This window comes from Enterobacter sp., assembly GCF_977039595.1.
The window spans coordinates 41,727-61,648 of record NZ_CDRQYH010000020.1; the positions used below are offsets into that span (position 1 = coordinate 41,727).

23 protein-coding genes are annotated in these 19,922 nt (G+C 57.3%); 9 read left to right on the forward strand and 14 right to left on the reverse strand.

Going from position 1 to position 19,922, the window contains the following annotated elements; translation table 11 throughout:
- Positions 1 to 137 precede the first annotated feature (137 nt).
- The 4 genes from eitA to ACWYRJ_RS08720 are packed head-to-tail and all read left to right on the forward strand — an operon-like array spanning position 138 to position 4,171.
- Positions 138 to 1,136, forward strand: a complete 999-nt coding sequence (eitA, locus tag ACWYRJ_RS08705; RefSeq protein ID WP_455507741.1) for a siderophore ABC transporter substrate-binding protein EitA — start codon at positions 138 to 140, stop codon at positions 1,134 to 1,136.
- Entirely contained in the window at positions 1,136 to 2,173 is a 1,038-nt protein-coding gene (locus ACWYRJ_RS08710; protein ID WP_111965470.1) for a FecCD family ABC transporter permease, read from the forward strand. The genes eitA and ACWYRJ_RS08710 overlap by 1 nt, the downstream gene beginning before the upstream one ends.
- On the forward strand, positions 2,173 to 2,934 hold the full coding sequence (gene eitC, locus ACWYRJ_RS08715) for a siderophore ABC transporter ATP-binding protein EitC (protein ID WP_455507742.1): 762 nt from the start codon (positions 2,173 to 2,175) through the stop codon (positions 2,932 to 2,934). The genes ACWYRJ_RS08710 and eitC overlap by 1 nt, the downstream gene beginning before the upstream one ends.
- A gap of 16 nt (positions 2,935 to 2,950) precedes the next feature.
- Positions 2,951 to 4,171: an MDR family MFS transporter gene (locus ACWYRJ_RS08720; protein ID WP_455507743.1), complete on the forward strand. Its 1,221-nt coding sequence runs from the start codon at positions 2,951 to 2,953 to the stop codon at positions 4,169 to 4,171.
- Between the two features lie 5 nt (positions 4,172 to 4,176).
- Here ACWYRJ_RS08720 and ACWYRJ_RS08725 read toward each other — a convergent pair whose 3' ends face one another.
- The gene (locus ACWYRJ_RS08725; RefSeq protein WP_133295051.1) at positions 4,177 to 4,521 is read right to left on the reverse strand and encodes a nitrous oxide-stimulated promoter family protein; all 345 of its coding nucleotides are present in this window, start codon (positions 4,519 to 4,521) and stop codon (positions 4,177 to 4,179) included.
- 175 nt (positions 4,522 to 4,696) lie between these two features.
- Here ACWYRJ_RS08725 and ACWYRJ_RS08730 point away from each other — a divergent pair, with 175 nt between their 5' ends.
- Both ACWYRJ_RS08730 and mutS read left to right on the forward strand, forming a co-directional pair.
- Positions 4,697 to 4,927: a SymE family type I addiction module toxin gene (locus ACWYRJ_RS08730; protein WP_008499591.1), complete on the forward strand. Its 231-nt coding sequence runs from the start codon at positions 4,697 to 4,699 to the stop codon at positions 4,925 to 4,927.
- Positions 4,928 to 5,040: 113 nt separating this feature from the next.
- On the forward strand, positions 5,041 to 7,602 hold the full coding sequence (gene mutS / locus ACWYRJ_RS08735) for a DNA mismatch repair protein MutS (protein ID WP_047748599.1): 2,562 nt from the start codon (positions 5,041 to 5,043) through the stop codon (positions 7,600 to 7,602).
- A 45-nt stretch (positions 7,603 to 7,647) separates the two neighbouring features.
- Here mutS and ACWYRJ_RS08740 read toward each other — a convergent pair whose 3' ends face one another.
- Genes ACWYRJ_RS08740 through ACWYRJ_RS08750 form a run of 3 tightly spaced genes read right to left on the reverse strand, consistent with a single transcriptional unit; the run spans position 7,648 to position 9,899 of the window.
- On the reverse strand, positions 7,648 to 7,869 hold the full coding sequence (locus ACWYRJ_RS08740; protein WP_003862116.1) for a non-oxidative hydroxyarylic acid decarboxylases subunit D: 222 nt from the start codon (positions 7,867 to 7,869) through the stop codon (positions 7,648 to 7,650).
- 10 nt (positions 7,870 to 7,879) lie between these two features.
- Positions 7,880 to 9,307, reverse strand: coding sequence for a non-oxidative hydroxyarylic acid decarboxylases subunit C (locus ACWYRJ_RS08745; RefSeq protein ID WP_111965466.1), 1,428 nt, complete (start codon positions 9,305 to 9,307; stop codon positions 7,880 to 7,882).
- Positions 9,297 to 9,899: a non-oxidative hydroxyarylic acid decarboxylases subunit B gene (locus ACWYRJ_RS08750; RefSeq protein WP_455507744.1), complete on the reverse strand. Its 603-nt coding sequence runs from the start codon at positions 9,897 to 9,899 to the stop codon at positions 9,297 to 9,299. The genes ACWYRJ_RS08745 and ACWYRJ_RS08750 overlap by 11 nt, the downstream gene beginning before the upstream one ends.
- A 172-nt stretch (positions 9,900 to 10,071) precedes the next feature.
- On the opposite strand from ACWYRJ_RS08750, the gene ACWYRJ_RS08755 reads away from it, so the two are divergent.
- Positions 10,072 to 10,479, forward strand: coding sequence for a MarR family winged helix-turn-helix transcriptional regulator (locus tag ACWYRJ_RS08755; RefSeq protein ID WP_133295053.1), 408 nt, complete (start codon positions 10,072 to 10,074; stop codon positions 10,477 to 10,479).
- Here ACWYRJ_RS08755 and ACWYRJ_RS08760 read toward each other — a convergent pair.
- Entirely contained in the window at positions 10,476 to 11,363 is an 888-nt protein-coding gene (locus ACWYRJ_RS08760) for a LysR family transcriptional regulator (RefSeq protein ID WP_455507745.1), read from the reverse strand. The genes ACWYRJ_RS08755 and ACWYRJ_RS08760 overlap by 4 nt on opposite strands.
- 108 nt (positions 11,364 to 11,471) lie before the next feature.
- Between ACWYRJ_RS08760 and ACWYRJ_RS08765 the strand changes: the two genes are divergently transcribed.
- Complete coding sequence (locus tag ACWYRJ_RS08765; RefSeq protein WP_455507746.1) at positions 11,472 to 12,674, forward strand: MFS transporter; 1,203 nt, start codon at positions 11,472 to 11,474, stop codon at positions 12,672 to 12,674.
- Positions 12,671 to 13,051, forward strand: coding sequence for a DUF4440 domain-containing protein (locus tag ACWYRJ_RS08770; RefSeq protein ID WP_149366644.1), 381 nt, complete (start codon positions 12,671 to 12,673; stop codon positions 13,049 to 13,051). The genes ACWYRJ_RS08765 and ACWYRJ_RS08770 overlap by 4 nt, the downstream gene beginning before the upstream one ends.
- A 52-nt stretch (positions 13,052 to 13,103) precedes the next feature.
- On the opposite strand, the gene rpoS is transcribed toward ACWYRJ_RS08770, so the two are convergent.
- The 9 genes from rpoS to ACWYRJ_RS08815 all read right to left on the reverse strand — a co-directional run bounded on the left by rpoS (position 13,104) and on the right by ACWYRJ_RS08815 (position 19,818).
- The gene (rpoS, locus tag ACWYRJ_RS08775; RefSeq protein WP_008499600.1) at positions 13,104 to 14,096 is read right to left on the reverse strand and encodes an RNA polymerase sigma factor RpoS; all 993 of its coding nucleotides are present in this window, start codon (positions 14,094 to 14,096) and stop codon (positions 13,104 to 13,106) included.
- Positions 14,097 to 14,155: 59 nt separating this feature from the next.
- On the reverse strand, positions 14,156 to 15,280 hold the full coding sequence (gene nlpD, locus ACWYRJ_RS08780) for a murein hydrolase activator NlpD (RefSeq protein WP_455507747.1): 1,125 nt from the start codon (positions 15,278 to 15,280) through the stop codon (positions 14,156 to 14,158).
- Positions 15,281 to 15,396: 116 nt separating this feature from the next.
- A complete protein-coding gene (locus ACWYRJ_RS08785; protein WP_111965459.1) occupies positions 15,397 to 16,023 on the reverse strand; it encodes a protein-L-isoaspartate(D-aspartate) O-methyltransferase in 627 nt (208 codons plus the stop codon).
- Complete coding sequence (gene surE / locus ACWYRJ_RS08790; RefSeq protein ID WP_455507748.1) at positions 16,017 to 16,778, reverse strand: 5'/3'-nucleotidase SurE; 762 nt, start codon at positions 16,776 to 16,778, stop codon at positions 16,017 to 16,019. The genes ACWYRJ_RS08785 and surE overlap by 7 nt, the downstream gene beginning before the upstream one ends.
- Complete coding sequence (truD, locus tag ACWYRJ_RS08795; RefSeq protein ID WP_455507749.1) at positions 16,759 to 17,808, reverse strand: tRNA pseudouridine(13) synthase TruD; 1,050 nt, start codon at positions 17,806 to 17,808, stop codon at positions 16,759 to 16,761. The genes surE and truD overlap by 20 nt, the downstream gene beginning before the upstream one ends.
- Positions 17,805 to 18,284, reverse strand: a complete 480-nt coding sequence (gene ispF, locus ACWYRJ_RS08800) for a 2-C-methyl-D-erythritol 2,4-cyclodiphosphate synthase (RefSeq protein WP_008499607.1) — start codon at positions 18,282 to 18,284, stop codon at positions 17,805 to 17,807. The genes truD and ispF overlap by 4 nt, the downstream gene beginning before the upstream one ends.
- On the reverse strand, positions 18,284 to 18,994 hold the full coding sequence (gene ispD, locus ACWYRJ_RS08805) for a 2-C-methyl-D-erythritol 4-phosphate cytidylyltransferase (RefSeq protein ID WP_111965455.1): 711 nt from the start codon (positions 18,992 to 18,994) through the stop codon (positions 18,284 to 18,286). The genes ispF and ispD overlap by 1 nt, the downstream gene beginning before the upstream one ends.
- Positions 18,995 to 19,013: 19 nt before the next feature.
- The gene (gene ftsB, locus ACWYRJ_RS08810; protein ID WP_008499609.1) at positions 19,014 to 19,325 is read right to left on the reverse strand and encodes a cell division protein FtsB; all 312 of its coding nucleotides are present in this window, start codon (positions 19,323 to 19,325) and stop codon (positions 19,014 to 19,016) included.
- A 166-nt stretch (positions 19,326 to 19,491) separates the two neighbouring features.
- Positions 19,492 to 19,818 (reverse strand): DUF3561 family protein, encoded by a 327-nt coding sequence (locus tag ACWYRJ_RS08815; protein WP_109844662.1) that lies wholly within the window; start codon positions 19,816 to 19,818, stop codon positions 19,492 to 19,494.
- Between the last annotated feature and the right edge of the window lie 104 nt (positions 19,819 to 19,922).

Sequence of the window (19,922 nt, forward strand, 5' to 3'; positions counted from 1 at the left end):
TGTTTTTCTGACACCGCCTTTTGTTACCCTGCGCGATTGTCCCTCATTGACACAAAATCGTTTCCTCTGTATAAAATTCCGCCTTAATAATGAGTTTCATTTGCATCAAAAATAATTTTAATGAAGGGTAGCGTTTCATGAAGAAGGTCATCTGCGCGTTAGGCCTGGCGCTTGCGTCGGTCAGTTCTGCTCTGGCAACCACATATCCTCTGACGATTGAAAATTGTGGCTACAAAGAGACATTCACCAAAGCGCCGGAACGCGTCGTGGCTCTGGGTCAGAATACCGTCGAAATTCTGCTCCTGCTGGGGCTGGAAGATAAGGTGAAGGCCAGCGCCTTCTGGCCGACGAAAGTGTTGCCGCAGCTCGCTGAACAGAACGCAAAAATCAAAACCCTGACGGTCGAAATCCCTACCCTTGAATCCGTGCTTGCGCAAAATCCCGACTTTGTCCCCGCCCAGACGCCACTGCTGCTGGGGCCGGAAAGCAAGGTCGCAAAACGCGACGATCTGATGACCCTGGGCGTGAACAGCTACGTGTCGCCGGGCATGTGCGCGACCAAAAAAGCCACCGGCGATATGTACGGCAGCCGCCAGAAGCTGTGGGATATGACGTATCTCTATCAGGAGATTGAGGACTTCGCCAAAATCTTTAACGTTGAAGACCGCGGTCAGGCCGTGATTGCCGATTTCAAAAAACGCGAGGCCGACTTGCGTAAGGAATTCGGCAAGAACAAAAAAGACCTCTCGTTTGTCTTCTGGTTCTCCAGTTCATCCCCTTCCGCTGACGCCTATGTAGGTGGTAAAAATAGCCCCTCCGGGTTTATCGCCAGCCTGATGGGCGGTCATAACGCCATTACGTCCGAGACCGAATGGCCAACCGTGGGCTGGGAGAGCATTATTGCCGCCAATCCGGATGTCCTTGTGGTGTCCAGCCTGGACCGCAACCGCTGGGCGCTGGATAACGCGGAAGAGAAAATCAAATTCCTGAAAAGCGATCCGGCCGTCAGCCAGCTGGACGCGGTGAAAAAAGGTCATATCGTGGTGATGGACGGTCAGGCCATGAACCCGACGATTCGCACGATTTACGGGGCTGAGCAGGTCGGCGAACAGCTCAGAAAGCTGGGGCTGAACTGATGACCACCGCCGTTCTTCAGGCCAGGCAAAGCCTGGTTCTGACGACCTCGTGTTTGCTCGCCTTTGTCCTGCTATTTCTGGTTATCGCGCTGAGCGTCAGCGTCGGCGAACTGTCCATCCCGCTGGATAACGTATTTTACGCTATCAGCAATAAAATGGGGCTCACCGATATTCCGCTCACTCGTATCTATGAGAGCGTCATCTGGGACTTTCGCCTGAGCCGCGCGCTGGTTGCGGCCTGCTGCGGCGCGGGGCTGGCCATCTGCGGGGCCGTATTGCAGAGCCTGCTGAAGAACGCGCTGGCGGAACCCTACGTGCTCGGCGTGTCCGCGGGCGCGTCGACCGGGGCGGTTTCTGTTGTCGTATTGGGGATCGGTACCGGTGCGGTGTCGCTCTCTGCCGGGGCCTTTGCCGGGGCGTTCGCCGCGTTTGCGTTTGTCGCGTTTCTGACGAACGGCGCGCGCGGCGGGAATGAACGTACTATTCTGGCAGGCGTTGCCGCCTCGCAGCTTTTCAACGCCATTACCGCCTATACCATCAGCACCTCCGCCAGCGCCCAGCAGGCGCGCGACGTGATGTTCTGGCTGCTGGGCAGCTTCAGCGGCGTACGCTGGCCCGAGTTCCAGCTGGCACTTGTCGTGGTGCTGATTGGATTAGCCATTTGCCTCTACTACTCCCGTGCGCTGGATGCCTTTACGTTCGGTGACGACGCCGCGGCGTCGCTTGGCATTGCTGTTCCCTGGGTGCGCCTGGCGCTCTTTACCACTACCGCACTTATCACCGCGACCATCGTCAGCATGGCGGGGTCAATCGGCTTTGTCGGGCTGGTGGTGCCGCACGTCATGCGCTTCCTGTTCGGGCCGCTGCACCGCACGCTGCTGATTGCCAGCGCGCTGGCAGGCGCGATCCTGATGGTGCTGGCAGACATTGCCTCACGCATGCTGATTGCGCCGCAAAGCCTGCCCGTCGGCGTGGTCACCGCGCTGGTTGGCGTCCCCTTCTTTGCCGTGATTATCTACCGCTCAAGGAATAAGTGATGAGCATCAGCGCTGAAAATATTACCTGGAAGGTCGGCAAAAAAGTCATCGTTAATGACGTCTCGCTGAAGGTTTCACGGGGCGAAACGGTAGGACTGCTTGGCCCTAACGGCTGCGGCAAATCGTCTCTTTTACGTATCCTCGCGGGGCTGCGTCGCCCGGATGCGGGCTGTGTGACGCTGGACGGCCAGGACATCTCTCGTATTGCCAAAAAGCAGCTGGCCCGCCGGGTCGCCTTCGTGGAGCAGCACGGCATGACTGACGCCAACATGCGCGTGCGCGACGTGGTCAAACTCGGGCGGATTCCGCACCACTCCGCCTTTTCCAACTGGAGCACGCACGATGACGAAACCGTCACCGCCGCTCTGCAGCGCGTGGATATGCTGGATAAAAGCGACCAGGGCTGGCTGAGCCTCTCCGGCGGCGAGCGCCAGCGCGTCCACATTGCCCGCGCGCTGGCCCAGACCCCGACGGAAATCCTGCTGGATGAACCGACCAACCACCTGGACATTCATCATCAGATGCAGCTGATGCAGTTGATCAGCGAATTACCGGTCACCAGCATTGTCGCTATACACGATCTCAACCACGCCTCGATGTTCTGCGACTCGCTGATAGTCATGCAGAAAGGGCAAATTGTGGCGACGGGGACACCGCAGGATATCTTATCCGAGTCATTGCTCTGGGACGTCTTCCGGGTCAAAACCAAAATCGAGATCTCACCGTTCCATGGCAAAAAGCACATTCACTTTATCGTTTAGGGACGAGTGAGCAACGATGCCCCTTCGCCCTGCCACCACGCTCTGGCCGCCCGTCTTACTGGGTAGCCAGTTTGTTTTTAACATTGGCTTTTACGCCGTTGTTCCCTTCCTGGCAATATTCCTGCGCGACGACATGCTGCTCTCCGGCGGGCTGATCGGGCTGATCCTCGGCCTGCGCACGTTCTCGCAACAGGGGATGTTTATCGTCGGTGGTGCCCTCTCGGACCGGTTTGGCGCGAAAATCGTTATCCTGAGCGGCTGTATTGTCCGTGTTTCAGGTTATCTGCTGCTGGCCTTCGGGGAATCGCTGTGGCCGATTATTCTGGGCGCGTGTCTGACAGGCGTGGGCGGCGCGCTGTTTTCTCCGTCTATTGAGGCATTGCTGGCGAAAGCGGGCACGCACAGCGAGGCGAAAGGTAAACGAAGCCGGGCGGAGTGGTTCGCGCTCTTTGCGGTTTGCGGGGAACTCGGTGCCGTACTGGGCCCGGTCGCCGGCGCCCTGCTAACCGGCCTGGGTTTTCGTCAGGTGGCGCTAGCGGGGGCGGGGGTCTTTCTCGTTGCGCTGGTGGTTCTCTACTTTTGCCTGCCCGCGTCACGCCACGCCGCGCAGACGCTAAAGCTCGTTTCCTGGTGGACGACGTTCCGCCAGCCCCGCTTTGTCGCCTTTATTATTGCCTACAGCTCGTGGCTTTTAAGCTATAACCAGCTCTATCTGGCGCTGCCGGTAGAGATCCAGCGCTCTGGCGGTAACGAGAAAGATCTCGGCCCACTCTTTATGCTGGCCTCCGTTCTGATCATCACCTTACAGCTGCCGCTGGCGCGTTTCGCCCGGCGCGTGGGCGCGGTGAGGATCCTGCCGGTGGGCTTTTTGCTGCTCTCCGCCGCCTTTGCAAGCGTGGCAATATTTGCGTCGACGGCACCGCCAGAGGGCTGGCTGCGCCTGCTGCCGTCGGTCTGTTTCGTGACGCTGCTGACGCTGGGGCAGATGCTGCTGGTACCCTCGGCAAAGGATCTGATCCCGAGGTTTGCCGAGGAGTCCACGCTGGGGGCGCACTATGGCGCACTCGCCACCGCTGGCGGCATTGCGGTACTGGCAGGAAACTTGTTGTTTGGCAGTCTGCTGGATCGCGCGCTGGTGCCCTCAACGCAGGCAATGTATCCCTGGCTGCTGCTGGCCCTTTTCCCACTCTGCAGCGCGCTGGCCCTGAACGTGATTTGCCGCCCGCTGAGAAGCTGAACCGGTCACTTTTTCGGACGATACTTTTCCGGCAGCTCCGGCACGGGACGACGGTCATCAATTAGATGGCGGACGGTCAGAATGGGGTGACGCCATAACATACGCGGGCCTGCCCAGCGCATAATCTGCTTCATCTCTTCGCGTTTTGCAGGCTGATAGCAGTGGACCGGACACTGCTTACAGGCAGGCTTTTCTTCACCAAAAACGCACTTATCCAGGCGCTTATCGGCATAGGCATTCAGCGCCTGATAGTGCCCGTCTTCCACAGAGGCCTGAGGACACTGCTTCTGATACAGCGCGATCATTTTCGCGATGGTCTCTTTTTCGCGAGAAATTCGTTTACCGGACATAGCGACTTACCAAACAATAAAGTGTAAAAATAATACACCTTTCAATGCAGGATTTCAGTTGTTGCATGCGGCTTTCTGAAGCCTGATTCCAGTTTTATCCCTGCACCGTCCGACAATTACTGGTATTTTATACAGTCATTAGTGATGACTTTTATCCGTGTTGTCGGGAGACCCTATGCAAGAACTCGCTATCAACAAACCCTATCGCCATTTAACAGTGGGATATTTCAGAAAGCGCCATGAAGACCGCAATACCAAGATACCGAAGCGCTACAGCGTGCATGCGGCGCTGAGCTTAAAAGGTGACTGGCTTGAAAAGGCGGGATTTACGACCCATTCCCGAGTCAGGGTGGGCGTGGAGCATGGAAAAATAGTCATTGAGTTAATGTCGGAAGATGCCTCGTAAAGCGACGACATTTTTCTGCGCCGTACCTTTTTTTCATGCGACAATAGAAGGAACAAACGGCCTCTGAGCCGCTCAAAACGGTTTATTTTCAAAGAAATGGACATCATAACTCCATGAGCACACTCGACAATTTCGACGCACATACGCCGATGATGCAGCAGTATCTGAAGCTGAAGGCACAGCATCCGGAAATCCTGCTGTTTTACCGTATGGGCGATTTTTACGAGCTGTTTTATGACGATGCTAAGCGTGCATCGCAGCTGCTCGACATCTCGCTGACCAAACGTGGTGCATCGGCAGGTGAACCCATCCCGATGGCAGGTATTCCGCACCACGCGGTAGAAAATTACCTGGCGAAACTGGTGAATCAGGGTGAGTCTGTCGCCATCTGCGAACAGATCGGCGACCCCGCGACCTCAAAAGGCCCGGTGGAACGCAAGGTCGTGCGCATCGTCACGCCTGGCACCATCAGTGATGAAGCCCTGCTTCAGGAGCGCCAGGACAACCTGCTGGCCGCGCTGTGGCAGGACGGCAAAGGGTTTGGCTACGCGACGCTGGACATCAGCTCCGGGCGTTTTCGTCTGAGTGAACCGGCCGATCGTGAAACGATGGCTGCCGAACTGCAGCGCACCAACCCGGCAGAATTGCTCTACGCCGAAGATTTCGCCGAGATGGCGCTGATTGAAGGTCGTCGCGGGTTGCGCCGCCGTCCGCTGTGGGAATTCGAAATTGATACCGCGCGCCAGCAGCTGAATCTGCAGTTTGGCACCCGCGATCTGATTGGCTTTGGCGTTGAAAATGCCCCGCGCGGGCTGTGTGCGGCAGGTTGCCTCCTGCAGTACGTAAAAGATACCCAGCGCACCGCCCTGCCGCATATCCGCTCTATCACCATGGAGCGCCAGCAGGACAGCATCATCATGGATGCCGCCACTCGCCGTAACCTGGAGATCACGCAGAACCTCGCGGGCGGCGTAGAAAATACGCTGGCGTCGGTCCTCGACAATACGGTAACGCCAATGGGCAGCCGTATGCTGAAACGCTGGCTGCATATGCCGATTCGCGATACCGCTACGCTGGTTTGTCGTCAGCAGACGATTGCCGCGCTGCAGGATCGCTATACCGAGCTGCAGCCTGTCCTGCGCCAGGTGGGGGATCTGGAACGTATCCTGGCCCGTCTGGCGCTGCGCACGGCACGACCGCGCGATCTCGCACGGATGCGTCATGCTTTCCAGCAGCTGCCGGAACTTCGTGCGCAGCTGAGCGACGTTGACAGCGCGCCGGTACAGAAACTCCGCGAAACCATGGGTGAATTTACCGAACTCCGCGAGCTGCTTGAACGCGCCATTATTGATGCGCCTCCGGTTCTCGTGCGTGATGGCGGCGTGATTGCTCCGGGCTACAACGAGGAGCTGGACGAATGGCGCGCGCTGGCCGACGGCGCGACGGACTACCTCGATAAGCTGGAGATCCGCGAGCGCGAGCGTCTTGGGCTCGACACTCTGAAGGTGGGTTATAACGCGGTTCACGGTTATTACATTCAAATCAGCCGCGGGCAGAGCCACCTGGCGCCGATTCACTACGTGCGCCGCCAGACGTTGAAAAACGCTGAACGCTATATCATTCCCGAGCTGAAAGAGTACGAAGACAAAGTCCTCACCTCGAAAGGGAAAGCCCTGGCGCTGGAAAAACAGCTGTATGAAGAGCTGTTTGATATGCTGATGCCGCACCTGGCCGACCTGCAGCTGAGCGCCAGCGCGCTGGCGGAACTGGACGTGCTGGTGAACCTCGCAGAGCGTGCGGAAACGCTGAACTACACCTGCCCGACCTTTACCGATAAGCCAGGCATTCGTATCACTGAAGGCCGTCACCCGGTGGTCGAGCGGGTGCTGAACGAACCGTTCATCGCCAACCCGCTGAGCCTGTCGCCGCAGCGAAGAATGCTGATCATTACCGGTCCGAACATGGGCGGTAAGAGTACCTATATGCGTCAGACGGCGCTGATTGCCCTGCTTGCCTATATCGGCAGCTACGTTCCAGCGCAAAACGTGGAGATTGGCCCCATCGACCGTATCTTCACCCGTGTTGGAGCTGCGGACGATCTGGCGAGCGGTCGCTCAACCTTCATGGTCGAAATGACTGAAACGGCAAACATTCTGCATAACGCGACGGAGCATAGCCTGGTGCTGATGGACGAAGTCGGACGCGGAACGTCAACCTACGATGGTCTGTCGCTGGCCTGGGCCTGTGCGGAAAGCCTCGCGAATAAAATCAAGGCCATGACGCTCTTCGCCACCCACTACTTCGAACTGACGCAGTTGCCGGAGAAAATGGAAGGCGTGGCTAACGTCCACCTTGATGCGCTGGAGCACGGCGACACCATCGCCTTTATGCACACGGTGCAGGATGGCGCGGCAAGCAAAAGCTATGGTCTGGCCGTTGCGGCGCTGGCTGGCGTACCGAAAGAGGTGATAAAGCGCGCGCGTCAGAAACTGCGTGAACTGGAAAGCCTGTCACCGAATGCGGCGGCGACGCAGATTGATGGTACGCAGATGTCGCTGCTGGTGCCAGCGGAAGAGACATCGCCTGCTGTGGAAGCGCTGGAAAACCTCGATCCGGATTCACTGACGCCGCGTCAGGCGCTGGAGTGGATTTATCGCCTGAAGAGTCTGGTTTAGTTTTCTGCGGTCTTTGCCCGGTGGCGCAGCGCCACCGGGCTGTCTTTACAGCAGCGGCGGGATCGTTGGCACCTGCGGCGCCTCGTCAATATCCTTCTGCGTCATGCGGAACGCTTCAGGGTAATGCTCGCGGCTGGTACGACGCAACGGTTCGGTATCTCGCCAGGTATACAGACAATGCTGGCACTGGTAAACGGTCCAGACCCCTTTCACCGGCGACGTCGCCATCACTTCAATATGCTCATCGGCACAACGTGGACAAATCATCTTTTCCTCCTTATTGACGTGAAGCCAGCATCGCGGTCAGTTTTTCAGCCCAGGCTTTGGTTTCAGGCAGATCCTGTACCGGCTGGCTATAGTGGCCACGGGTGTCCGGTGCGACAGGCGTGGTCGCATCGATAATCAGTTTGTCGGTAATGCCCGCCGGACTGGATCCAGGATCGAGTTCCAGCACCGACATGTTCGGCAGCTGCACCAGATCGCCTGCCGGGTTGACCTTCGATGACAGCGCCCACATCACCTGCGGGAGGTTGAACGGGTCGACATCCTCATCCACCATGATCACCATCTTCACGTAGCCCAGGCCGTGCGGCGTGGTCATGGCGCGCAAGCCGACCGCGCGGGCAAACCCGCCGTAGCGTTTTTTGGTGGAGATAATCGCCAGCAGACCGTGGGTGTACATCGCGTTCACCGCCTGCACTTCCGGGAATTCCGCTTTCAGCTGCTGGTAGAGCGGCACGCAGGTGGCTGGCCCCATCAGATAATCAATCTCGGTCCACGGCATGCCGAGGTAAAGGGATTCGAAAATCGGTTTGGTGCGGTAAGAAACTTTGTCGATACGCACAACCGTCATGTTACGACCACCGGAGTAGTGCCCAGTAAACTCGCCGAACGGCCCTTCAATTTCGCGTTTACGGCCTTCAATCACCCCTTCCAGGATCACTTCAGAACCCCACGGCACATCGAAGCCGGTCAGCGGCGCGGTGGCAATCGGATATGGGCTTTCACGCAGCGCGCCGGCCATTTCATACTCTGACTGATCGTATTTCAGCGGCGTCGCGCCCATCAGCGTAATGATCGGATCGTTGCCGAGGGTAATGGCAATCGGCAGGTCTTCGCCACGCTCTTCGGCTTTGTGCAGATGCAGAGCAATATCGTGCATCGGTACCGGCTGCAGGCCGAGCTTGCGCTTGCCCTTCACTTCCATGCGGTAGATGCCAACGTTCTGCTTGCCGAAGTTATCCGGGTCAAGCGGATCGCGCGAGACGACGCACGCTTTATCGAGATAAAAACCCCCGTCGCCGTCGTTCAGACGGAACAGAGGTAGAATATCGAACAGGTTAATGTCTTCACCGTCCACCGTATTCTGCGCCCAGGCCGGGTTGGGGCGGCGCTCTGGCGCAATAGGAAATTTATCCCAGCGACGGATAAACTCGTCGATCTGCTTTTTCACCGGCGTGTTCGCCGGCAGCCCCATCGAAATGGCATGGTTCTGCCAGGAGCCGATGGTGTTCATCACCACGCGGGCATCGGTAAACCCGCGAATATTGTCGAACCACAGCGCGGGGGCGCCGTCACCGATGCGGCCGGTCGCGTTGGCCGCCGCCGCCAGATCGGGTTCGGCGTTTACCTCTTCCTCAATTTTCAGCAGTTGCCCTTGCTCATCGAGCGCCTGCAGGAAGCTTCTCAAATCATCAAATGCCATCTTTATTCTCCTGTGAAAAATGTTTCGCCTCCCGCAACCCGTTCCAGCGGCGCGCCTTTTTATGCTCCAGGCCAAACTGGTCAAGCACGCGGGTCACAATATGCTGGGTGATGTCATCGGCGGTTTGCGGATGGTTGTAATACGCAGGCATAGGCGGCACCATCGCCACGCCCATGCGGGAGAGCGCAAGCATATTCTCCAGATGAATGGTGCTGAGCGGCGTTTCACGGGGCACCAGCACCAGCTTACGCCCCTCTTTCAGCACCACATCCGCCGCACGGCCCACCAGCCCTTCGGCATAGCCCGCGCGGATCCCGGCGAGCGTTTTCATGCTGCAGGGAATGACGACCATGCCGTCGGTACGAAACGAACCGGAGGAGATGGTGGCGGCCTGGTCAGCCGGGCTATGGACTACGTCAGCCAGCGCAGCAACGTCCTGGGCGGCGTAAGGCGTTTCCAGCTCAATGGTGGTTTTTGCCCACTTCGACATCACCAGATGGGTCTCCACCTCCGGCATTTCCCGTAGCGCCTGCAGCAGCGCCACGCCAAGCGGAGCACCCGTTGCCCCCGTCATTCCCACGATCAATCTCATTCATCACCTCAATCATTTTGTTCGTATACGAACATTATAGGTAAATTACTCCCGAATTCTTTTTCTGACAATATCGTTCGCATACGATCACACTAAATGCTAAAAAATGCCGCATTATCATCCCGGGCTTTAGCAGCTATCATAGGGGGTGATTTTTTCTGTCGGAGTGTTCATGGAACTAAGACAAGAGGCGTTCCACCTGTTACGTCAGCTTTTTCAACAGCATACTGCACGGTGGCAACATGCATTGCCGGAGCTGACCAAACCGCAGTATGCGGTGATGCGCTCTATTGCCGAGCATCCGGGCATCGAACAGGTGGCATTGACTGAGGTCGCGGTCAGCACCAAAGCGACCCTGGCGGAAATGCTCAGCCGCATGGAGGCGCGCGGGCTGGTCAAACGCGAGCACGACCCTGCAGATAAGCGCCGTCGCTTTGTCTTCCTCACGCCAGAAGGTGAGGCCCTGCTTGCAGAGTGTAAGCCGGTAGGCAATGAGGTTGATGAGGCCTTTTTAGGCCGTCTTAACAAGGCCGAGCGGGAGCAGTTCTCGGCTCTCATCAAAAAGATGATGCACGATTAATTCACGCTGGTGCGCATAAAATCGATAAAGGTGCGAACTTTCGCTGGCACATGCCGGGCATCAGGATAGACCGCATAGATGCCCTGCCGCGCAAAGGTATATTCCGGTAACACCTGGACCAGTTCTCCCGTATCAAGTGAATCGCGCACCAGCCATTCCGGCAGTAACGCCACCCCACCGCCTGCGAGCGCAAAAGCCATAAGGGCCTGAGCGCTGTCGGCAAACAAACGTGGCGCTTTTTTTATCTCGAGCGTTTCAGGCGCGCCGCTGGCATTTTTCACCTGCCAGCGCAGCGGTGAGGCCAGGCGCTCATGAATAATCCAGTCGGCTTGCGCCAGCTGCGCAAGAGATTCGATCGGGTTTCTCACAAGCCACTCGGGCGTCGCGACGGGGAGAATAGAAAAGTGAGAAATCAGTGCGGCGTGGTTGCGCGAATCGGCAAGCGTCCCCAGCCGGATGGCCACGTCAAAGCGCTCCGAGATAAGGTCAGCATGCAGTGACGACGAAACGTGTCGGACGCGAAGATCGGGGTGCTGCTGGCTAAACCTGGCCAGCAGCGGCACCACGACCCGGGAGCCATATTCAGGCGTGGTCGTGATCCGCAGTTCACCGGTAAGTCCCGCATGATTCGCGCGGACATCATCCTGCAGCCGTTCGGCTTCCTTCAGAAGCGCCACGCTGCGCTGATGAAAAAGCGCGCCCGCCTCGGTTAGCGTCAAGCGGCGGGTGGAGCGCAGCAGCAGCGTAACGCCCAGCTCATCTTCAAGCTGGCGGATATTGAAGCTAACCACCGCTTTTGTCAGCCCCATCGCCTCTGCGGCCGCCGTAAAACTGCCGGTGTCGGCCACTGCGACAAACATCTGCGTCCGCTGTAGGTTAATCATCGTCACGCCCTATACTGTCAAAATATTTTTGACAGTATATCGCGCTTTGTCAGGTTTATCCGTGATTCCCGAGCCGATACGATACGCCACCTCACCGGAGGATCCACCATGACGTATCGCAGCAAAGTTGCCGTTGTCTATCTGCTGGGCTTTTTTCTTGATTTGATCAACATGTTTATTGCCAGCGTCGCCTTTCCGGCAATGGCTCACGCCTTTACTGCCACGCCATCAGCGCTTGCCTGGGTCAGTAACGGGTATATTGCCGGTCTGACGCTGGCGATCCCGTTCAGCAGCGTGCTCACTCGCCGCATCGGGCCAAAGCGCGTCATCCTGCTTTCGCTTTTTCTGTTCAGCGCAGCCTCAGCTGCAGCGGGCCTGTCTGCAACGCTGGAAACTCTGATTGCCTGGCGAGTGCTTCAGGGCGTGGGAGGGGGCTTACTGATCCCCGTCGGACAGGCGCTGACCTGGCAACAGTTCAGGCCTCACGAGCGGGCCCGACTCTCCTCGGTAGTGATGCTGGTTGCGTTGCTTGCCCCGGCCTGCTCCCCGGCTATCGGCGGCGTGCTGGTGCAGACGCTGGGCTGGCGATGGATCTTTTTCGCCACGCTCCCGGTGGCTATCGTGACCTTTGTTCTGGCCTGTCTGTGGCTTAAACATGGAAAACCCACGATGAACGCGGCCAGATTGCTAAACCTGCCCTTGCTCGCGGACCCGCTTTTGCGTTTTTCAATGCTTGTCTATTTTTGCGTCCCCGGCATATTTATTGGGGTGAACGTCACGGGCATGTTTTATCTTCAGCACGAGGCGAACATGAGCCCAGCCGCAACGGGAATGCTCATGCTGCCGTGGTCTGTAGCATCGTTTATCGCCATCACGACGACGGGACGTTATTTTAACCGTATCGGCCCCCGACCGCTGATAGTCATCGGCTGCCTTTTGCAGGCGGCGGGTATTCTGCTTTTGATTGACGTCAGCTCGTCAATGCTGTTGCCTGCCGTCGCGTTTACCCTGATGGGCGCGGGAGGAAGCCTGTGCAGCAGTACAGCTCAGAGCAGCGCGTTTCTGGCAACGCGCCGGGACGAGATGCCGGATGCCAGCGCGCTGTGGAATCTCAATCGTCAGCTGAGTTTTTTTGCCGGTGCCCTGCTGCTTGCGCAGGTGCTGAACCTGGCGCAGGCCTGGCTGCCACCACTCGCCGCCTGGCACGGGATGTTTATTTTTGCTGCAGGCATGACCTTGCTGCCTGTACCGTACGTTTTTCGTCTTAACAATACGCAGGTGCTAAATCAGCTGCGACAGGAGAATTCATGACGCCTTTCGAACACGACATTATCGACCTCCACATTGCGCTTGAAGACTGGTTAGGCAAAGGTGAAGGCGATCCCGACGCCCTGCTCGCCCGCTTCAGCCCAGATTTTCTGATGATCCCGCCGGGTGGTGTGCAGATCGACTATAACGGCCTGGCCAGTTTTCTGGAAAAACAGCGTGGAAGCCGTCCCGGACTGAAGATCGTCATTGACGAATTATCCACGATCCAGCGTTGGGATCGTGGCGCGGTGCTCCACTACCGGGAGACGCAAACCCGGCCAGACCTGCCCGTCAACGTGCGCTGGTCGACCGCGGTGCTCAGTCAGGAAGGCGACAAAATAACGTGGCGTCTGCTGCACGAAACGGCGGCACAGCCGTAACACAAAAGAAAAAGGCCCGTCTCACGACGGGCCTTTTTTGACGAAAGGTTGCTTATTCGCGGAACAGCGCTTCGATATTCAGACCTTGCCCCTGCAGGATTTCACGCAGGCGGCGCAGACCTTCAACCTGAATCTGACGAACACGTTCACGGGTCAGGCCAATTTCGCGGCCGACGTCTTCCAGTGTCGCAGCTTCATACCCCAGTAAACCGAAACGACGTGCCAGCACTTCACGCTGTTTGGCGTTCAGTTCGAACAGCCATTTGACGATGCTCTGTTTCATGTCATCGTCCTGCGTGGTGTCTTCCGGACCGTTATCTTTTTCATCGGCCAGGATGTCCAGCAGCGCTTTTTCGGAGTCGCCACCCAGCGGGGTGTCAACAGAGGTAATGCGCTCGTTGAGACGCAGCATACGGCTTACGTCATCAACCGGTTTATCGAGTTGCTCGGCAATTTCTTCTGCGCTTGGCTCGTGGTCCAGTTTATGGGACAACTCGCGCGCGGTGCGCAGATAAACGTTCAACTCTTTGACGATGTGTATCGGCAGGCGGATCGTACGGGTCTGGTTCATAATAGCCCGTTCGATGGTCTGACGAATCCACCAGGTCGCGTAGGTTGAGAAACGGAACCCGCGTTCCGGGTCAAATTTCTCAACTGCGCGGATGAGACCTAAGTTGCCCTCTTCAATCAGATCCAGCAGAGCCAGACCACGATTGCCGTAACGGCGGGCAATTTTCACGACCAGTCGCAGGTTACTTTCAATCATGCGACGACGCGAGGCAACATCACCACGCAAAGCACGACGTGCGAAATAGACTTCTTCTTCGGCCGTTAGCAGTGGGGAGTAACCAATCTCCCCAAGGTAAAGCTGAGTCGCGTCCAGTACACGCTGTGTGGCACCCTGCGATAACAGCTCTTCTTCAGCCAAATCGTTATCACTGGGTTCCTCTTCTACTAAGGCTTTTTCGTCAAAAGCCTCTACTCCGTTCTCATCAAATTCCGCATCTTCATTTAAATCATGAACTTTCAGCGTATTCTGACTCATAAGGTGGCTCCTACCCGTGATCCCTGAACGAGACACCCTGGCTGGCATGCCCCGTCAAATTATCGCTGCGGCAAGTACTGCAGCGGGTTTACGGATTTCCCCTTGTAACGAATTTCAAAATGCAAGCGTGTAGAACTGGTTCCGGTGCTACCCATGGTAGCGATTTTTTGCCCCGCCTTAACTTCTTGTTGTTCCCGGACCAGCATTGTGTCGTTATGGGCGTAGGCACTCAGGTAATCATCGTTATGTTTGATGATAATAAGATTACCGTAACCGCGCAGGGCGTTACCGGCATACACAACGCGTCCATCTGCGGTCGCGATGATAGCCTGTCCTTTACTCCCTGCGATATCGATCCCTTTATTTCCCCCTTCGGAGGAAGAGAAGTTCTCGATAACCTTGCCGTCAGTCGGCCAGCGCCATGCAGAAATCGGCGAACTGGAGGTCATACTGCTGGCAGTCGGTTCAGTAGAGCTAACCACAGGTGCCGTAACCGGTGCTGTGACAGCAGTCGCAGTCCCTTTATTATTCGGCAACATTTTGTTAGCAGTCTGATCACCTGAATCCTCAGAATACGTAATTACAGGTTGTGAAGCAACCACCGTGGTGGATTTTTGTGCAGGCTTAACGCTGTTATTTTGAGCTGTTACATCGGCCGCTGAAACGGTGTTGCCAGGCGTAAGCGGCGTGCCCGTCGCGTTGCCCACCTGAAGCGTTTGCCCGACTTCCAGACCATATGGGGCCTGGACGTTATTGCGCTGCGCGAGGTCACGGAAATCGTTCCCGGTGATCCACGCAATGTAGAACAGCGTATCGCCGCGTTTCACGGTATAGGTGCTGCCACCGGTGTAGCTGCCTTTCGGAATGTTCCCATACTGGCGGTTATAGACTATGCGGCCATTTTGGGTCTGAACAGGTTGTTCAACTGGCTGAACCTGCACTGACTGTGTAACAGGATGTTGCACAGGCTGAATTTGTGGTGTTTGCTGCGGTGCAGCCGTCCCCATTTTAGGTGGCGGCGTGATTAACATTCCGCTGGACGTGTTACCGGAGCCGCTGTTTCCGCCGACGGAACTCACGGGCGCAGGCGCGTTGTTTGAACTTGTACAGCCTGCCAGCCAGAGCGAAACCAGTGATAATGCCGCAACACGGCTGATGGTGAATTTAGGGCTTCCCGCGCTCATTTATCCCCCAGGAATGTGTTAACTACCAGTGACTTAAAATTTACCGTGATGGCACGAATCTTTCGCGCCACACCATACGCTGAATTTGCCTTAATAACCCTGGATAATTCCGAGTCTCAGGCCAACTCCCCCTTCACCAGAGGCACAAAGCGCACGGCTTCCACGGTGTCGATAATAAACTCGCCGCCGCGCCGACGAACGCGCTTCAACAGCTGCTGCTCGTCCCCGACAGGCAGAACAAGAATGCCCCCCTCATCCAGCTGCGACAACAGGGCTGCTGGAATTTCAGGCGGGGCCGCCGTCACGATGATCGCGTCAAACGGGGCGCGCGCCTTCCAACCCTGCCATCCATCACCGTGTCGTGTCGAAACATTATGTAAATCAAGTTGTTTCAGGCGACGACGCGCCTGCCACTGTAAACCTTTGATCCGCTCAACGGAGCATACGTGATGAACCAGATGCGCCAGGATCGCGGTCTGATACCCCGACCCGGTGCCAATCTCCAGCACGCGGGAGTCGGGCGTCAGCTCCAGCAGCTCCGTCATGCGAGCCACCATATAAGGCTGCGAAATCGTCTGGCCCTGTCCGATGGGCAGCGCCACGTTTTCCCACGCTTTGTGTTCAAACGCCTCGTCTACAAATTTTTCACGCGGAACCAGGGCGAGCGCTTCAAGCACGTGCTCGTCGCTGATCCCCTGCGCGCGGAGTTGTTCCAGAAGAGTTTGTACACGTTTGTTTACCATTGCGCGTTCACTCCTGCGCGATCCAGCCAGCCCGACACCACATCATGCGCGCTATACGCGGTTAAATCTACGTGCAGCGGAGTAACCGAAACATAGCCTTCCTCTACGGCGGCAAAGTCGGTATCCGGACCCGCATCGCACTTGTCGCCGGGAGGGCCAATCCAGTAAAGCGTGTTGCCGCGAGGATCCTGCTGCGGGATCACCTGATCGGCAGGATGTCGGCTCCCGCAACGGGTGACGCGGATGCCTTTAATTTCATCGAGAGGAAGATCCGGCACGTTGATGTTGAGGATGCGCCCGGTACGCAACGGCTCGCGGCCGAGCGCCCGCAGGATCGAACAGGTCACCGCGGCGGCCGTGTCGTAGTGCGTGTAGCCGTTCAACGAGACCGCCAGCGCCGGGAATCCCAGATGGCGGCCTTCCATTGCGGCCGCCACGGTGCCGGAATAAATCACGTCATCGCCGAGGTTAGGCCCGGCGTTAATGCCGGAGACGACGATATCTGGACGCGGCCGCATCAGCGCGTTCACGCCCAGAAAAACGCAGTCGGTTGGCGTTCCCATATGCACGGCAATATCGCCATTATCAAAGGTAAAGGTGCGAAGCGACGACTCCAGCGTCAGAGAGTTAGACGCTCCACTGCGGTTACGATCGGGCGCCACGACCTGCACGTCCGCAAATTCGCGGAGGTGTTTCGCCAGGGTCTGAATGCCTGGCGCGTGGATCCCGTCATCGTTACTCAGCAATATTCGCATAATCACCCAAGGTGTTGATAAGTTCCCTGACAACACTGGTGGCAAAGCTGCCTGCCGGCAGCCAGAAGCGTAACTCGACGGTCACGTCATCCCACCAGTTCCAGCTTAACTGCTGCGGATAGAGCAGCATCGCGCGGCGTGCCGCTTCAACTTTTTCCCGCACCAGCAAGGATTGCAATTCTGGCGCGTCCGCCACGGCTGACTGCTCGGCGGCCAGCGCGTCGCCCTGTGTTCCCCAGTCGCCCGTACCGGGCAACGCGGCGGTAATCATCAGCGCTTTTGCGTCCACGCGCGACTGCACATCAGCCATCTCTTCGGCCGTTGCCACAAACCAGCTTCCGCGTCCCGCTAATTGTAGCGCATCGCCAACAACAACTTGATTCGCGTCCGGTTTTTTCAGCCTTTCGCTCACAATCTGATTAAACAACGCGCTGCGTGCCGCCGACAACCAAAAACTGCGTTTATTCCTGTCACGTACCGGCGCATCGCTTTGCGCCCAGCGCAGCGCGCCCTGCAGGTTGCTGCCGCCGATGCCAAAGCGCTGCGCGCCAAAGTAGTTCGGTACGCCGCGGTCGCTGATGGCGCTCAGACGTTTTTCAACGTCTTCGCGGTGGGACACTTCGCGCAGCACCAACGTAAACGCGTTGCCTTTCAACGCCCCCAGACGCAGTTTGCGCTTGTGGCGGGCATATTCCAGTACCTTACAGCCCTCAAGCTCAAATTTGCTTAAATCAGGCATCGCATTGCCGGGAACGCGCGCGCAGAGCCACTGTTCCGTGACGGCGTGTTTATCTTTCTGCCCGGCAAAGCTCACCTCGCGGGCATGAATTTTGAGGAATTTTGCCAGCGCGTCGGCCACAAAGCGGGTATTACAGCCATTTTTCAGAATACGCACCAGGATATGTTCGCCTTCGCCATCCGGCTCAAAGCCCAGATCCTCGACCACGAGGAAATCTTCCGGGCTGGCTTTCAGCACCCCGTTCCCCTGCGGTTTACCGTGCAGGTATGTCAGGTTGTCGAAGTCTGTCATTTGCTTGCCTTCACCAGCAGCGCCACGGCTTCACAGGCAATACCTTCGCCACGCCCGGTGAAGCCCAGCTTCTCGGTCGTCGTCGCTTTGACGTTCACGTCGTCCATATGGCAGCCCAGATCTTCCGCAATAAACACGCGCATCTGCGGAATGTGCGGCAGCATTTTCGGGGCCTGAGCAATAATCGTCACGTCGACGTTGCCCAGGGTGTAGCCTTTCGCCTGGATGCGGCGCCACGCTTCGCGCAGCAGTTCACGGCTGTCTGCCCCTTTAAACGCCGGGTCGGTGTCCGGGAACAGCTTGCCGATATCACCCAGTGCGGCCGCGCCCAACAGCGCGTCGGTCAGCGCATGCAGCGCCACGTCGCCATCAGAATGCGCCAGCAGCCCTTTTTCATAAGGAATGCGCACGCCGCCAATGATAATTGGGCCTTCGCCGCCAAAGGCGTGTACATCAAAACCGTGTCCAATTCGCATTATGCCTTCTCCTGATGGGTCGAACGGGTAAGATAAAATTCCGCGAGCTGTAAATCTTCCGGACGCGTCACTTTAATATTATCAGCACGTCCTTCAACAAGCTCAGGATGGAAACCGCAGTACTCCAGCGCAGAGGCTTCGTCCGTGATGGTCGCACCTTCGTTAAGCGCGCGCGTTAAGCAGTCGTGGAGTAATTCGCGGGGGAAAAATTGCGGCGTCAGCGCGTGCCATAGATCGACGCGTTCGACGGTGTGGGCGATAGCCCGTTTGCCCGGCTCGGCGCGCTTCATGGTGTCGCGCACGGGGGCAGCCAGAATGCCGCCCACTTTGCTGGTTTCGCTCAGCGACAGCAGGCGCGCAAGGTCGTCCTGGTGCAGGCACGGACGCGCCGCGTCATGGACCAGTACCCACGGGGCGTTTCCGGCAGCCTGAATGCCTGCCAGCACGGAATCGGCGCGCTCGGCACCGCCATCGACAACGGTAATCTGTGGATGATTTGCCAGCGGGAGCTGCGCGAAGCGCGCATCGCCCGGGCTGATAGCGATGATCACCCGCGTCACCCGCGGGTGCGCCAGCAGCGCAGCCACGGCGTGCTCAAGGATCGTTTTATCGCCAATAGAGAGGTACTGCTTGGGACATTCTGTCTGCATGCGCCGGCCAAAACCTGCGGCCGGCACCACGGCGCATACGTCCGAAAAAGTTACTGCCATGTCGTAATCCTGGGCCTGATTATCGATTATTTTGTGCTGAGCCCTGATTGCGTTTAGACGCATCCGGAACCAGACGATAAAAGGTTTCGCCCGGCTTAGTCATACTGAGTTCATTGCGTGCGCGTTCCTCAATCGCCTCTTGCCCGCCATTGAGGTCATCAATTTCAGCGAAGAGTTGATCGTTTCGCGCCTTAAGTTTGGCGTTTGTTGCCTGCTGAGCCGCGACGTCATCGCTCACCCGGCTATAGTCGTGCAGTCCGTTCTTACCGAACCACAGCGAATATTGCAGCCAGATTAGCAAAGCCAGCAACAGCAGCGTTAGTTTACCCATCCTGCCCCCTGAAAAACGGCATCATCATCCCAAGACTTCCCCAGAGCACTACGCCGGGGTAACAGAGATGCCGCAACATCGCGGGCAAATATACCACATTTTTTCCGCAGAATCGTCCTGCACAATATCGTTACACAGTTGGTTACGGTTTGAATTATGGCTGAAGTTAGCCCATGAGCCACAAAAATAACAGACCAAACATCAGAACCACCGTCATAATCGTGACCACGGTGCTGTACAGGAGCTTACCGTTGAGCAGCGAGTGCAGCGCAATGCCGACGACAACAGCCACGGGCATCAGCGCCAGAAAGAAAGGCCAGGTGTAGAGAAAGAAGAACAGCGTGTTGCCGCCGTAGATGAGAAACGGAATGCCAAGCGCCAGCAGCCATGACACGAAGCCAATGATAGCCCCAGGAAATGACCAGGTCGTTTCGTCGTCGGTCGCGAGCGGCTCCGACCCGGTTGTGGTGATGTAATGTTCACTGTTGCGCATAGCTAGTCCTGTGACCGTGACTCATCGTTCGGGAAGACAGCTCCCGAACGATACCGTCTCAGGATCTGATAATATCGTCCCGTCTGAGCAGGTCTAATAATTGG

Bases quoted from the DNA above. Each gene is read 5' to 3' on its own strand.
- eitA (WP_455507741.1), top strand. From the start codon at position 138: ATGAAGAAGGTCATCTGCGCGTTAGGCCTGGCGCTTGCGTCGGTCAGT.
- ACWYRJ_RS08710 (WP_111965470.1), top strand. From the start codon at position 1,136: ATGACCACCGCCGTTCTTCAGGCCAGGCAAAGCCTGGTTCTGACGACC.
- eitC (WP_455507742.1), top strand. From the start codon at position 2,173: ATGAGCATCAGCGCTGAAAATATTACCTGGAAGGTCGGCAAAAAAGTC.
- ACWYRJ_RS08720 (WP_455507743.1), top strand. From the start codon at position 2,951: ATGCCCCTTCGCCCTGCCACCACGCTCTGGCCGCCCGTCTTACTGGGT.
- ACWYRJ_RS08725 (WP_133295051.1), bottom strand. From the start codon at position 4,521: ATGTCCGGTAAACGAATTTCTCGCGAAAAAGAGACCATCGCGAAAATG.
- ACWYRJ_RS08730 (WP_008499591.1), top strand. From the start codon at position 4,697: ATGCAAGAACTCGCTATCAACAAACCCTATCGCCATTTAACAGTGGGA.
- mutS (WP_047748599.1), top strand. From the start codon at position 5,041: ATGAGCACACTCGACAATTTCGACGCACATACGCCGATGATGCAGCAG.
- ACWYRJ_RS08740 (WP_003862116.1), bottom strand. From the start codon at position 7,869: ATGATTTGTCCACGTTGTGCCGATGAGCATATTGAAGTGATGGCGACG.
- ACWYRJ_RS08745 (WP_111965466.1), bottom strand. From the start codon at position 9,307: ATGGCATTTGATGATTTGAGAAGCTTCCTGCAGGCGCTCGATGAGCAA.
- ACWYRJ_RS08750 (WP_455507744.1), bottom strand. From the start codon at position 9,899: ATGAGATTGATCGTGGGAATGACGGGGGCAACGGGTGCTCCGCTTGGC.
- ACWYRJ_RS08755 (WP_133295053.1), top strand. From the start codon at position 10,072: ATGGAACTAAGACAAGAGGCGTTCCACCTGTTACGTCAGCTTTTTCAA.
- ACWYRJ_RS08760 (WP_455507745.1), bottom strand. From the start codon at position 11,363: ATGATTAACCTACAGCGGACGCAGATGTTTGTCGCAGTGGCCGACACC.
- ACWYRJ_RS08765 (WP_455507746.1), top strand. From the start codon at position 11,472: ATGACGTATCGCAGCAAAGTTGCCGTTGTCTATCTGCTGGGCTTTTTT.
- ACWYRJ_RS08770 (WP_149366644.1), top strand. From the start codon at position 12,671: ATGACGCCTTTCGAACACGACATTATCGACCTCCACATTGCGCTTGAA.
- rpoS (WP_008499600.1), bottom strand. From the start codon at position 14,096: ATGAGTCAGAATACGCTGAAAGTTCATGATTTAAATGAAGATGCGGAA.
- nlpD (WP_455507747.1), bottom strand. From the start codon at position 15,280: ATGAGCGCGGGAAGCCCTAAATTCACCATCAGCCGTGTTGCGGCATTA.
- ACWYRJ_RS08785 (WP_111965459.1), bottom strand. From the start codon at position 16,023: ATGGTAAACAAACGTGTACAAACTCTTCTGGAACAACTCCGCGCGCAG.
- surE (WP_455507748.1), bottom strand. From the start codon at position 16,778: ATGCGAATATTGCTGAGTAACGATGACGGGATCCACGCGCCAGGCATT.
- truD (WP_455507749.1), bottom strand. From the start codon at position 17,808: ATGACAGACTTCGACAACCTGACATACCTGCACGGTAAACCGCAGGGG.
- ispF (WP_008499607.1), bottom strand. From the start codon at position 18,284: ATGCGAATTGGACACGGTTTTGATGTACACGCCTTTGGCGGCGAAGGC.
- ispD (WP_111965455.1), bottom strand. From the start codon at position 18,994: ATGGCAGTAACTTTTTCGGACGTATGCGCCGTGGTGCCGGCCGCAGGT.
- ftsB (WP_008499609.1), bottom strand. From the start codon at position 19,325: ATGGGTAAACTAACGCTGCTGTTGCTGGCTTTGCTAATCTGGCTGCAA.
- ACWYRJ_RS08815 (WP_109844662.1), bottom strand. From the start codon at position 19,818: ATGCGCAACAGTGAACATTACATCACCACAACCGGGTCGGAGCCGCTC.